We start from the raw sequence: 12,126 nt of genomic DNA on the forward strand, positions 1-12,126 counted from the left end.
AGGACACGACGATGACTGTCACCATCGGAACCGAAGACCTCGCGCTACCCGAGCCGGACGATCTTCCCGGTTCGGAAATGCGCGCACGCGTCACGGACCTGCGGCTCCTGCGACAGCAGGTCGCGAGCGGCCCGAGCGAACGGGCCACGAAATCCCAGCACGCGAAAGGCAAACTGACCGCACACGAACGCATCGAATTGTTGTTCGACCCCGGCACTTTCACCGAAATCGAAGCCATGCGCAGACATCGCGCGACCGGTTTCGGGCTCGAGGACACGCGACCGCACACCGACGGTGTGATCATCGGGTGGGGAATGGTGCACGGGCGCAAGGTCTTCGCCTACGCCCATGATTTCCGCGTGTTCGGCGGAGCGCTCGGCGAGGCGCACGCGACAAAGATCCACAAGGTCATGGATCTGGCCGCCGCTACCGGCGCGCCGATTGTCGGCATCTGCGATGGCGCCGGCGCCCGCATCCAGGAGGGGGTTACCGCACTCGCCGGTTACGGTGGCATCTTTCAGCGCAATGTCCGCAGCTCGGGTGTGATCCCGCAGTTGAGTGTCATCGTCGGACCGTGTGCGGGTGGTGCGGCCTACTCCCCCGCCTTGACCGACTTCGTGTTCATGGTGCGCGGTATCTCCAATCTTTTTCTCACCGGGCCCGATGTCATCGCCACCGTCACCGGGGAAACGGTGTCCCGGGAGGATCTCGGCGGCGCGGAGGCGCACACCACCCGTTCCGGTGTGGCGGGATTCGCGTACGACGATGAGGGAAGCGCATTCGACGACGTCCGATATCTGCTCACCCTGCTGCCACAGAACAACGCAGAACTGCCGCCACGCGATGCGACACTGGACCCGGCGGATCGGCGCTGTGATGCCCTGCTCGATCTGGTGCCTGCCAATTCGAACGCGGGATACGACATGCGTGCCGTGATCGCCGAAATCGTCGACGACGGCGATTTCTTCGAGGTGCATGCGAATTGGGCGGGCAACGTGATCGTGGGGCTGGCCCATCTCGACGGATACACCGTCGGCATCGTCGCCAACCAGCCCAATGTGCTCGCGGGTGTGCTCGACATCCACGCCGCGGAGAAGGCAGCCCGCTTCGTGCAGATGTGCGACGCGTTCAATATCCCACTGGTTTCGCTCGTGGACGTCCCCGGCTTCCTTCCCGGCGTCGATCAGGAACACGGCGGCGTGATCCGGCACGGAGCCAAACTGCTGTACGCGTACTGCAACGCGACAGTGCCCCGGGTTCAGGTCATCCTGCGCAAGGCGTACGGCGGCGCGTACATCGTGATGGACTCACGCTCGATCGGGGTCGATGTCTCCCTGGCGTGGCCGACCAACGAGATCGCCGTCATGGGCGCGGAAGGTGCGGCGAGCGTGATCTTCCGCGGTGAAATCGCCGCTGCCGACAATCCGGATGCCGTCCGTGAGGCCAAGATCGCGCAGTACCGCACGGAGCTCATGCACCCCATGTACGCCGCCGAACGAGGCCTCGTGGACGACGTCATCGACCCGGCCGACACCCGGATTCGCCTGATCGATGCCCTGTCGATGTTGCGCACCAAACAACCCGACCTTCCCCACCGCAAACACGGAAACCAGCCGATATGAGCAGCTCATGGCATATCGAACGCGGAAACCCGACCGACGAGGAGATCGCCGCCCTGGTCATCGTTCTGACCGCACTCGCCGCCCCACAACCCCGCCGGCTGCCTACCGCAATCCGCACCCCTGGGTGGCGCACCACCGATCTTCGCGGCCGACCGTTCACGACACCCCGCCGACCTGAGGCTGTACTCCCGCCGATGCCCTCGCCGCAAGATCTGCTCCTCGCGGCCGCCCCCGGCGGCGTGGGATGAGGCTGCAGGCAAACCAACCTGGGCCCTCACCGATGACGGCGAACTACGATGCCCGCCCCATACGCGGAGACGACGGCTTGAATCCGGTCCCGTAAGCCGAGTTTGCCCGACGATCCGACCTATACGGGTTTTGTTTGTTCGGCGATAGTGAGGGTGTCAGCGATTTCGGTGTTCGAACAGCCGCGCGCGAGTGCCGGGATGCCGCCTACTCGCTTGTGGCGGGCCCGAGCGGTCAGAGGATAGGGATATCCGGAGGGATCTGGAGCGCGATGTAGAGGAGGGTGTGAACGCGAGTCGCGATAACCCCGAGCAGGCCCTGCATTGCTTCCGGCGCAGACTCGGCCACCGCCCGGAAAGACTTCAGGTCGTCATCGATCCGCGCGAGTATCGGACCCACATCTGCGCAAGGCGAAGCGAAGGCGGTCGAGATCTCCTCCAGCGGGATGCCTTGGGCTTCCAAGCATTTGATGAGTTGGATCCGCTCCGTGTCCGCTGGATCGTAGAGCCGGAAATTCCCGGCGGTGCGTTCGGCCGGATTCAGCAGACCGAGGCTGGTGTAGTAGTCGACTGTTCGAGTCGATACCTCGGCGCGGTTGGCCAGTTCACCGATCCGAATCGGCGCTTCGGTCATATCGGCACCGAAGCGACTTCGCCGGCTGGGTGGCCACCCATCCCGTCGGCGAGCACCAGCACCGTCGCGGTCTCGCTCGAGGCATCTTCGGTGAGATCGTAGCGGGCCAACCCCGTGGCGGTCAGGTCAGGCGCCCGCTTCGACAACGACACGTTGCCGCCCCCGGCCAGACTGACACCCATAATTCTGCCTTGTCGTCGTGGTGAAACTGATTGTTCTGCTCAGCTTTTCGTGTCCTTGCCCGCAGCTGCGGGGAGCAGCCGTTGCAGGACGTCGGTGATGGTGACCAAACCGACGATCGCCGCTCCGGCGTCCGGGGCGGTGACCAGCGCGAGGTGGCTGCGGGATTCGCGCATTACGCGCAGCGCCTCGTACACCGGTATGCCGGAACCGAACCGTAGCACCGGCCGCATCAGTTCGGCCGCGGTGGTCTGCGGCACGGCGGTGAGACTGTCACGCACGTGGACCACGCCGAGGATGTCGTCGCCGGCACGCACCAACAACCGCAGGTGACCCGTCTCGCGCGACAGGTCCTGAACGTCGCGGATGCCCGCAGTAGGCGCTACCGCGCTCGGCGTGGGGTTCGGCACCGTGATGTCACCGACGGTGAGCTGTTCGAGTTCCAGTGCGCTGGTCAGGTTTCCGTGATAGCGCTCGTCGAGCGTGCCCGCGGTCGCGGAGTGTTCGACAAGGTGGCGCAGCGCGGCAGAGTCCTGACCCGCATCGACCTCGTCGACCGGGGTGACACCGACTCTGCGCAGGCACCAATTGGCGGCATGGTTCAACGCAGTCAGCAGCGGACGCATCACCGCCATGAACGCGCGCATCGGAATCGCCAGCATCGTGGCCGACTTCTCCGGATGCGCGATCGCCCACGACTTCGGCGCCATCTCACCGACCACCAGGTGCAGGAACGTCACCACGATCAACGCCAGCACGAACCCGGCGACGTCGGCGAACCACTGCGGTGCGCCCAGCCTTTCGACGGCCGGGGTGATCCAGTGGTGCACAGCAGGTTTGGTGACCGCACCCAGCGCCAACGTACACACGGTGATGCCGAGTTGGGAACCCGCCAACAGCACCGGCAACTCCGCCGAACTGCGCAACGCCGCACGAGCGGCACGACTTTTCGGAGCGGCGTCCTCGAGCCGGTGCCGACGGGCCGCGATCAGCGCGAACTCGACAGCGACGAAGAACGCACTCGCAGCGATCAGGGCGATCGTGACAGCGACGACCACCCACGGGTTACTCATCAGTGTCGCCTGCCTGCTCGGTGCGTACGATCAACCACACCGACGACGGCACATGCTTGCCGACGGACCTCACCACAGCCTCCACTGTCCGAGCCGGACCCAGCCGCTCGGCGATGTAGTCCGCGCCACGGCGAGGCACCGCGACCTCGACCCGGTCACCTACCTGCGGCAGTCCCCCGTAAGCATCGATGATCAGTCCGGCGATGGTTTCATAGTCCCCGGCGGGAAGATCCACACCGATTACCCGCTCGACCTCATCGAGGTGTATATCGCCCGGCATGAGCCAACCACCTTCTGCGGCAACGATTTCAGGAGTCGTTCCGGAGTCGTGTTCATCGGCGATCTCACCTACGAGCTCTTCGGCGATGTCCTCGATTGTCACGATCCCGGCGAAGCCGCCGTACTCGTCGACGACGAGCGCCATTTCCTGCCGTGCGACGCCGAGTCGGGCGACCACGTCGGGCAGCGCCAGCGACTCCGGTACCAACACTGCAGAGCGCATATGGTCGCCCGCGGTGCCTGTCAGCTCGCGGCCTAACAAGTCGTGGAGTTCGATGATGCCGAGAATGTCGTCGCTCGAATGTCCGACGACCGGGTAGCGGGTGTGTCCGGCACTCATCCGAGTGAGCACCGCCTCGACCGGTTGACCGACATTGACCAGGTCGACCTGAGAGCGCGGGATCATCGCGTGTTCGGCTGTCGCGGAGGGGAAATCGAGCATTCGATCCAACAGCATCGACAATTCACGCGGCAATTCCCCCGCGTCACGAGACGCTGCCACGATGTGTTCGAGGTCGCGCGGTGTGGCCGAATGTTCCACGTCGTGGACCGGCTCGATCCGCAACGCGCGCAACAACACATTCGATGACTGGTCGAAAAGCCAGATCAGCCAACCGAATACCCGCAGATACAGGGTGGTCGAGCGCGCCAACCAGCGCGCGACCGGCTCGGGGCGGGCAATCGCGAGGTTCTTCGGGAACAACTCGCCGAACAACATCTGCACGAGTGTCGAGAACCCGATCGCCAGCACAGTGCCGACGCCGATTCCGACAGCGGTCGGAATACCGATCCCGCCCAGCATGTCCCCGAGACCACGACCGATCAGCGGTTCAGCCACATAACCGACGAGCAGTCCGGTCACCGTAATCCCCAGCTGGGCACCCGAGAGCATGAACGACGTCCGCCGCGTCACCGCCAGCGCACGACCCGCCGCAGAATCACCAGCCTCGGCCTGCGCGGCGAGCCGAGAGCGGTCCACCGCCATATACGCGAACTCCTGGGCAACGAAATACCCGGTCGCCGCGGTGATCAAAAGAACAACAACCACTCCGAGAACCACGCTCAACGCGGTCAGCACATGCCCACCCCGTCACGCCGCACCAACCGGCGCGCCGCACCGCGGAGCGATCTGGACGGAACTTCGTCGTCGACTTCACCATCCGGCATACGCGCCACACTAACACGTAGCACTGTATGGTTTCGCCGCCGAAACCAGGGCCGACCGCATTGGCCTCCCTCCGAGGCCGAAAGAGCGGCAGCGCCCACAGCCTGCGGTCGTACGGGTGCTCAACCTCACCTCTGGATCACACTGGCCGACCGAATCACCGCGGTCAGCACCCCCGTCCCGAATCGGTTCAGCGGATGTGGACACCGCCGGAGCTGCTCTCGAAATCGCGACTCGGTGTTTGTGCCGCGATCACGGCGTTGCACTCCACGCCGTCGTAACGGCGGTAGTCACAGTCCGACCCGCGATCCCACCCACATCGGTCAGGTCGGCGTGCTGGCAGCAACTCCGCGACGGTGTCGGCATCGGCGCTCGTGAACGAGTGGCCACCAATTGGCGCGAGGTTCTTTGTGCAGCACGCCTTCCGATACAGACCGAACACCTCGTCGTCGGTGGCGAATGTCGGTGTGTAGCACGTCGACGACTGCTCCGAACGTCCGCGCACCCGCTTTGGCGAGATCGGATGCCTTGTAACTCTTCGCTCAGCCACGCAAGGGTCGAGGGGGTCAATCGGCGGCTTCGCGCTCGACCCTGTCGAACTCGATCTCACCGGAGCCGAGGACCCGCAATGTCCCTGCCGAGTCGGCACGGACAATCAGGTGCTCGATCAACCGGCGCGCGACCACAGCAGCCGCGCTTTCATCGGCGTGGTTCCACACAGTGCGGGAGACCGTTTTGCCAGAGGTTTGCGATCCGCGAAAGGAACGAAGGACCACCGCGAACTGGTCGCGGCCGATGCGTCCACCGATTACCCGACTAGCCTTGGCGACCGCGACTTCGGCCACTTCCTCGGCGCGAATCGCTCCTGACCCGGTCGAGATCCACAGCACTCCCATCTTTCCAGTGTGCTCCGTCAACGCAGTTCGGCGGCGCAGCGCCACGCCCGCTGATCGCTGCCCGTCACGACTTGGCACCGAGCAACCCGCAACAAATGTCCGCCCTCTCTCACATCGGGTAGCGCAAGATTGCCGCGGCCGGACCGCCACCGGGCACTTCCGGCCCGCGCACCGCGAGCACGCGGCCGTCGGTGAGCAGCACCCGGCGCGCGATCTCGTCGAGCACATCGGGACCTTCCGCGTCAGGACCGAACTCGACCGCGCCGTCGTCGACGGCCAGCGTGCCCGGTACCGCGGTCTCGATGTCGACGAAGAGAATGCCGACAATGCCGAACGTCGCCGCGCGGGCGATATCGGCGATATCGGCCAGCGCCCGACCCTCCGACATCCGCTTGTCGAACAACGTATTCAACTCGGCAAGTTGGTCGGCGTAACAGCGGTCCAGGATCGGTCGCGCCTGGGCGGCGAGCTCGTCCGGGCCGAGATGCTCGGGGTTGCCCGCCAAGCTCTCATCGAGCAGATCCGGATAGCTGTTCACCGACCGGAACAGCGAATCGGTGGGCTCCGTCGCGGCCAGCACCAGCGGGACATCACGGCCGGTCAGCGCGGTCCGCAATTGCTGGTCCACGGCGCGCGCGTACTGCCGTACCCGCATCTTTCGCCCCTCGTACCCTTGGACCCGCCCCTTCGGAGCACGATCCCCCAGCGAAGCCTTTTTGGCATGGTCGGACGCGCTGGTCGGCAGATCACGTGGGGTGATGTCGACCGCGGGGCCTTCGGCATCGACATGGACCAACCGGGCGGCGCCCTCCGACAGGGCAAGAACATAGGCCGACTGCGGAAACGTGACGGTGCGCAGCAGCGGCTTGAGCAGGAATCGATCAGCGACCGTGGTGGACGCCGGCAGCCGATTCGGCAACCGGTAGATCCGGATCCGCGCGGGGGTGGCCAGCACGACGAGCGTGCGCGACTGATACCGCCAGAACTCGGGATCGTCGAGCAGGTCGTCGAATTCCTCCGACAGCGCCGCCCGCTCCACGGCCGACGTGACCCGCTCGAGCGCGTCACGCACCTGATTGGAAAAGGCAACGCGGCTTGCGTCCGGTTCGGCGGGATCGACCTCGGTCGGTGTGTAGATCGACACCGACCAGGGCGCGGTCATCGAGGCGAGTGCCGCGATCTCACGGCGGGTGGGGACATCGATGTGCAGCATGCGGACTCCTCGACAGTGTCTCTGTTCAGGTGCACAGGTTGCGGAATCACCAGTATGTCCAGACCATGCCCGCGTTCGAATCACAGAGACCCGAGTCGTTACCAAGTGGTTGCCGGGCATGCTGAACACTCCGGTCTGGAATGCCTGGTATGCACCCGGTTCTCCAGATTTATCCTGGATGGAGCCTCGAGTTCGAGACGGACGTCCCGATTTCCCACACCGAGACAAGGTCGCTGGATAGTCGCCGACCAATCAAGAATACGCTGTGATGATCTTTCAGTTGATTGGCCAGGGCATCAGTGCCCTGGCTCACGATGGACAACCATGACCGGGCACCGCGCGTGCTGGACCAGCGCATTGCTCGTCGACCCCAGCAGCATGCCCCGGAAACCACCGCGTCCCCGGCTCCCGGTGACCACCAGCTGCGCCTCGGCGGACCATTCGAGGAGATGATGGGCCGGGCTGTAGCGATAAACCTGCGATTCGACCTCGACCGCAGGGTGTTCGGCCCGGCAAGGCGCGAGCACCTCGGTCAGCAGCCGGTTCGATTCCGCGATCGATTCGGCATCGTCGACCGGATCCGGTGGGGCAGCTGCCTTCTCGAAGCGCAGGTCGTCCCAGGTATGGACGGCGACCAAGGACACGCCACGCAGCGCGGCCTCAGCGAAGGCCGCTGCCGCGGCGGCCCGGCTGAGATCGCTACCGTCCACCCCGACCACGACCGGCAGGTCGGCACGCGCGTCGTCATCGCCGCGCACCACGACGACGGTCCCGGCCGCGCGCGCGACCACGGCCAGCAGTGTGGAACCCAGCCGATTCCCGCCACGCCCGGCGCCGATCACCGTGAGATGGGCACCATGCGATCGCGCGACGAGCGCGTCGGCGGCCTCTTCCTCGGTGAGTTCGACCGCTACCTCCAGGCCAGGATCGATCATGTCGACCAATCCACGCGCGTTCTGGAGCCGTTCTGTGCCCTGCGCGCGGACGGTGTCCGGCAGCGAAGGCGTGAACAGATCGAAGCGCCCGAAAACCGACCGAATGGAGCTGATTTCGAGGGCACACAGCAGTCGGAGCGGACGCCGCCGCGCCACAGCAGCACGAACAGCCCAGCGCAGCGCCGAATCACTGTGCCCGTCGATACCGACCACGACCGGCGCCAACTCACGATCCGGGATACTGGCCACCGGGCTGCACACGGCCTCGACCTTTCACGTAGGAGAAGCGTGGTGTTCCTGACGGTGCTCGGCCCAATCCTATAAGACGGCGCGTGAAGAGCCCCTGCGCGGCCAACCTCACATTGAGCGACTACTACCAGCGCTCGCCGCTGATCACTGTCGTCTCGGATGAGAAATTCGTTCTCCCGAAGGGTTTCGATTCGCCTAACGGGTCGGTCTGTAATGAGAGGCGTCGCGCTGATGAACTGGTCGATCAAGGCCGCTGTGCGAACAGGTCGGTCTTCGGCTACCCAGGTCAGCGAGTTCGTGATCGGTTCGAGGCGAGCGTGCGGAAATCTTCGGCGAGTCGTTTCGCGTGTTCGAACGGGAAGAATAGGTGTTCTACAGCCCACGCGATAAGAACCGGAAGCGTGGCCGTATCGAATCGGGCGGCCGCGTCGATTGTGTACTTGTTGTCCACCGCGCGAAGGAATTCGAGAGTGTCGCGGCGGACCCACTGATCGTGTGTCAATCCGTGCAACCTGCTGGGAGCAGATGGCCGAGCGCGTCGACGAATTCGGCGGCGGCCACCACCTCGAAGCCGCGCTGATTAGTCTCGCCGAACAAGAAGACATGGACCCTGCCGAGGTGATGGACATCGCCTCAATTCAGAGCGCTTCGCATGTTCGTGCAGCGAATTCGAATATCGACAGTCGGGGTGTGAATGTTCGAAGTGCCGAGGTGTTGGGGTGTACCCCAAACCGACAACACCACCACGCTACGAACTCAACCCTTCGCTTTGGCGAGGTTGCCACGAACACGCACTGTGAGCGGATGATCCGCACCCAGGACCCGCTCACAGTCGACAAGCACCTGCTCGAAAAGCGGAATCGCCTCGGCGGCCCGTCCCACTGAGTCATAGGCGGCGGCGAGGTTGTTGCGGGAGGTCAGGGTAGAGGGGTGGTCCTCACCCAGGACCCGTACACGGTCAGTGAGGGTGCGCTCGAACAGCGGGATGGCCTCGGCGGTCCGTCCCGCCGACTGGTAGGTGAGTGCGAGGTTGTTACGGGAGGCCAGGGTGTACGGGTGGTCGGCACCCAGGACCCGCACACGGTCAGTGAGGGTGCGCTTGTGCAGTGGAATCGCTTCGGTGAACCGCCCCACTGACTCATAGGCGGTGGCGAGGTTGTTGCGGGATTGCAGGGTGCCGGGGTGGTCGGCACCCAGGACCCGCGCACGATCGGCGAGGGTGCGCTCGTGCAATGGGATCGTTTCGGCGAACCGCCCCGCCGACTCGTAGGTGGCGGCGAGGTTGTTGCGGGATTGCAGGGTGTCGGGGTGGTCGGCACCCAGGACCCGCGCACGGTCGGCGAGGGTGCGCTCGAACAGTGGGATCGCTTCGGCGGTCCGTCCCGCCGACCAATAGGTGGCGGCGAGGTTGTTGCGGGTGGACAGGGTGTCGAGGTGGTCGGCACCCAGGACCCGCTGATTGTCGGTGAGGGCGGTCTGCAGATGGGCCAGAGCGTTGGCGTACAAACCCTGACCGTCCAGGAACAGCCCCGTGTGGTTTCGGATCTCCGCGAGAGTGGCCGTGACGGAGTCTCTGCCTGCGGTGGTGTGACTGGTCAGTGCGTCGACATGCGGTAGCAGAGTGCGCCAGGTCGGCCACGCCGCCGGGTCCAGGTAGTCGGGCAGACCAGTGTGGAGGGTTTCGACGGCCTGGTGGTGGGCGTGTTCGATCGCTTCGGGGTTGCGGTGCGGGTCGGCGGGGTCGGGGGTGCGGGCAACGGTTTGGACGAGTCGGTGGATCGACAGGCTCTCGCTGCCGGGGTCTGGGATGACCATGTTGTAGGCAGCCAGCACCGCGAGCGCGGCTGAGATGTCCGTCTCGTCGCCGCTATGACCAGTGTTGTCGGTATCGGTGTTGTGGCAGAGAGTGATCGGGATTCGGTCGGGTGCGTACCAGGCCAGGACTCGTAGGAGTTCGACCGCGGTGGAGTCGGTGTCGGTGATCCGGTCCAGGGTGACCCGCCAGATCCGGGCGATCGTCCGCTGCGGATCAGCCCCTGCCGCGGCCCGGTCCAGGGTAGGGCCCGGTTGGTCGGTCAGCTTCTTCATGTAGCCGCGGATGGTGATGAACCGGTCCTGCCCCAGATAGGCGCCTGCTTGCTCGATCGCCAGCGGCAGATACCCCAATACCGCACACAACTCCGCTACCCCGTCCAGGTCGCGAGGCCCGAGCGCGGTCGCCAGACCCACCAACAGTCGTTCGGCTTCCTCCGCTGACAGCACATCCAGGAAAAGGACGGTGGCGCCGGGCTGCCACGGCAGTGACAGGCGGCCGGTGATCACCACCCGTCCCTTCCCTCGGGTTCTGGCTGAGAGGGTGGCGATGTCGGCGGGGTTCTCGACGTTGTCCAGGACCAGCAACCACCCGGTGTGGGTGGCCAACCACTGCGTCCCGCGTTCGGCCAGATCCGGCACCGTCAACACCTCGGCCAGTATCGGCTGCAACCGGGTCCCGAACTCGGCCAGGCCTTGTTCCACGTTCTGGGCGGAATCGGCACGGATCCACACCACCGGGCTGCCCGCGTGTGCTCGGGTGTCGATCCAGTGGGCGACGAGGCTGGATTTACCCACTCCGCCTAGACCGTGCACCGCCGCGACCACCACCGGGCCGCCGTCCCCGGTCAGGGCTGTATCGAGTCGGGCGAGCTCGGTGGCACGGCCGACGAACCAGGGCGGAGGCGCATCCGGGTTGTCGATCCCGAGTGGGGCGTCGATCTCGGCCAACGGCCGCGACAGCACCTCGATCGGGGGCTGGACGACGCGTGCGTTGTCCCCGGTCTGGATGGGCGCGTTGACGTTCCCGCCGACCGCGACCGACCGCTCCCCCACTGCATGCACCTGCACTCCACCGGGCGGGACTTCCGGATCCTCAGGCTTCGTATCGGGTTCCGGCTGGTGATCGTTCACGGCGTGGCCGGTCCGTTCTGATCACCGGCAGAGACCTGGCCGGCGTTCCCGCCGATCGCGACAGACCTTGATCCGCTCGCCGTCACCGACCGCGGCCCGGCCACTTCCCTCGCCGACGCCGGAGGCGGCGCGGGTGCTGTGGGCAATGGTGCGGGAGCGTTGTCGCCGGTGGAGATCGCTTGTGCGTCACCGCCCACCGCGACAGACCGCTCCCCGCTCGCCTCCACCGAACGCGAAGGTGGGTTGTTCGGCTGTTGTTTGGAGTACAGCCACAGCGAGATCCCGATACCCGCCACCGTCAGGACCGCGACCAGCACCCACATCCACCACGGCCCGTCCCCGGTAGCCAAATTCACCACGACCGCCAACGCCGTACTCGCAGCCCCCGCCACCGCGATCGGCACCGCTACCGGCCACCATGACCCCGAACTCATCCCGCCCCCTCGATCGCACCGCGCCCAACAGTGCCGAATCTAGCCGAAAGCACCCGCCTACACCGCCGTTCGAACACCCGAGCCGTCGACCTCACCCACCACGGCGGACCGATGAACCGAACCCGACCGGTGGAGACTTTGCCCTTCACCCGCACCGACCCCGGTGCGACCAGAACCCAGCAGTGCAGACGACTCCGAACATTCGCGCATGTTCCGGTCGTGGGTCGACCTAACGGCGATCCGGTTCGCTGACCG

Annotated in this window: 11 protein-coding genes; 2 read left to right on the forward strand and 9 right to left on the reverse strand. The window is 65.5% G+C overall.

The window, feature by feature from the left end:
• Window positions 1-11: 11 nt before the first annotated feature.
• Both ACFWFP_RS12920 and ACFWFP_RS12925 read left to right on the forward strand, forming a co-directional pair.
• Complete coding sequence (locus ACFWFP_RS12920; RefSeq protein WP_379294922.1) at window positions 12-1,622, forward strand: acyl-CoA carboxylase subunit beta; 1,611 nt, start codon at window positions 12-14, stop codon at window positions 1,620-1,622.
• Window positions 1,619-1,870: an acyl-CoA carboxylase subunit epsilon gene (locus ACFWFP_RS12925; protein WP_379294923.1), complete on the forward strand. Its 252-nt coding sequence runs from the start codon at window positions 1,619-1,621 to the stop codon at window positions 1,868-1,870. Before ACFWFP_RS12920 ends, ACFWFP_RS12925 begins: the two co-directional genes overlap by 4 nt.
• A 232-nt stretch (window positions 1,871-2,102) precedes the next feature.
• Here ACFWFP_RS12925 and ACFWFP_RS12930 read toward each other — a convergent pair whose 3' ends face one another.
• The 9 genes from ACFWFP_RS12930 to ACFWFP_RS12970 form a co-directional block, all read right to left on the reverse strand.
• Window positions 2,103-2,501 (reverse strand): MerR family transcriptional regulator, encoded by a 399-nt coding sequence (locus tag ACFWFP_RS12930; protein ID WP_379294924.1) that lies wholly within the window; start codon window positions 2,499-2,501, stop codon window positions 2,103-2,105.
• The gene (locus ACFWFP_RS12935; protein ID WP_379294925.1) at window positions 2,498-2,683 is read right to left on the reverse strand and encodes a hypothetical protein; all 186 of its coding nucleotides are present in this window, start codon (window positions 2,681-2,683) and stop codon (window positions 2,498-2,500) included. Before ACFWFP_RS12935 ends, ACFWFP_RS12930 begins: the two co-directional genes overlap by 4 nt.
• A 39-nt stretch (window positions 2,684-2,722) precedes the next feature.
• Window positions 2,723-3,754 (reverse strand): hemolysin family protein, encoded by a 1,032-nt coding sequence (locus tag ACFWFP_RS12940; RefSeq protein WP_379294926.1) that lies wholly within the window; start codon window positions 3,752-3,754, stop codon window positions 2,723-2,725.
• The gene (locus tag ACFWFP_RS12945; RefSeq protein ID WP_379294927.1) at window positions 3,747-5,111 is read right to left on the reverse strand and encodes a hemolysin family protein; all 1,365 of its coding nucleotides are present in this window, start codon (window positions 5,109-5,111) and stop codon (window positions 3,747-3,749) included. Before ACFWFP_RS12945 ends, ACFWFP_RS12940 begins: the two co-directional genes overlap by 8 nt.
• A 653-nt stretch (window positions 5,112-5,764) precedes the next feature.
• Window positions 5,765-6,094 (reverse strand): hypothetical protein, encoded by a 330-nt coding sequence (locus ACFWFP_RS12950; protein WP_379294928.1) that lies wholly within the window; start codon window positions 6,092-6,094, stop codon window positions 5,765-5,767.
• 109 nt (window positions 6,095-6,203) lie between these two features.
• Complete coding sequence (locus ACFWFP_RS12955; RefSeq protein WP_379294929.1) at window positions 6,204-7,307, reverse strand: hypothetical protein; 1,104 nt, start codon at window positions 7,305-7,307, stop codon at window positions 6,204-6,206.
• Window positions 7,308-7,603: 296 nt separating this feature from the next.
• Window positions 7,604-8,491 (reverse strand): universal stress protein, encoded by an 888-nt coding sequence (locus ACFWFP_RS12960; protein WP_379294930.1) that lies wholly within the window; start codon window positions 8,489-8,491, stop codon window positions 7,604-7,606.
• A 756-nt stretch (window positions 8,492-9,247) separates the two neighbouring features.
• Window positions 9,248-11,368 carry a tetratricopeptide repeat protein gene (locus tag ACFWFP_RS12965; protein WP_379294931.1) on the reverse strand — a complete coding sequence of 707 codons (2,121 nt, stop codon included), beginning with the start codon at window positions 11,366-11,368 and terminating at the stop codon, window positions 9,248-9,250.
• Window positions 11,369-11,433: 65 nt separating this feature from the next.
• Window positions 11,434-11,871: a hypothetical protein gene (locus tag ACFWFP_RS12970; protein ID WP_379294932.1), complete on the reverse strand. Its 438-nt coding sequence runs from the start codon at window positions 11,869-11,871 to the stop codon at window positions 11,434-11,436.
• Window positions 11,872-12,126 lie beyond the last annotated feature (255 nt).

It is taken from the genome of Nocardia sp. NPDC060249 (assembly GCF_042728755.1).
Lineage (GTDB): Bacteria > Actinomycetota > Actinomycetes > Mycobacteriales > Mycobacteriaceae > Nocardia.

Coding starts and splice junctions, on each gene's coding strand:
- ACFWFP_RS12920 (WP_379294922.1), top strand. CDS start 12: ATGACTGTCACCATCGGAACCGAAGACCTCGCGCTACCCGAGCCGGAC.
- ACFWFP_RS12925 (WP_379294923.1), top strand. CDS start 1,619: ATGAGCAGCTCATGGCATATCGAACGCGGAAACCCGACCGACGAGGAG.
- ACFWFP_RS12930 (WP_379294924.1), bottom strand. CDS start 2,501: ATGACCGAAGCGCCGATTCGGATCGGTGAACTGGCCAACCGCGCCGAG.
- ACFWFP_RS12935 (WP_379294925.1), bottom strand. CDS start 2,683: ATGGGTGTCAGTCTGGCCGGGGGCGGCAACGTGTCGTTGTCGAAGCGG.
- ACFWFP_RS12940 (WP_379294926.1), bottom strand. CDS start 3,754: ATGAGTAACCCGTGGGTGGTCGTCGCTGTCACGATCGCCCTGATCGCT.
- ACFWFP_RS12950 (WP_379294928.1), bottom strand. CDS start 6,094: ATGGGAGTGCTGTGGATCTCGACCGGGTCAGGAGCGATTCGCGCCGAG.
- ACFWFP_RS12955 (WP_379294929.1), bottom strand. CDS start 7,307: ATGCTGCACATCGATGTCCCCACCCGCCGTGAGATCGCGGCACTCGCC.
- ACFWFP_RS12970 (WP_379294932.1), bottom strand. CDS start 11,871: ATGAGTTCGGGGTCATGGTGGCCGGTAGCGGTGCCGATCGCGGTGGCG.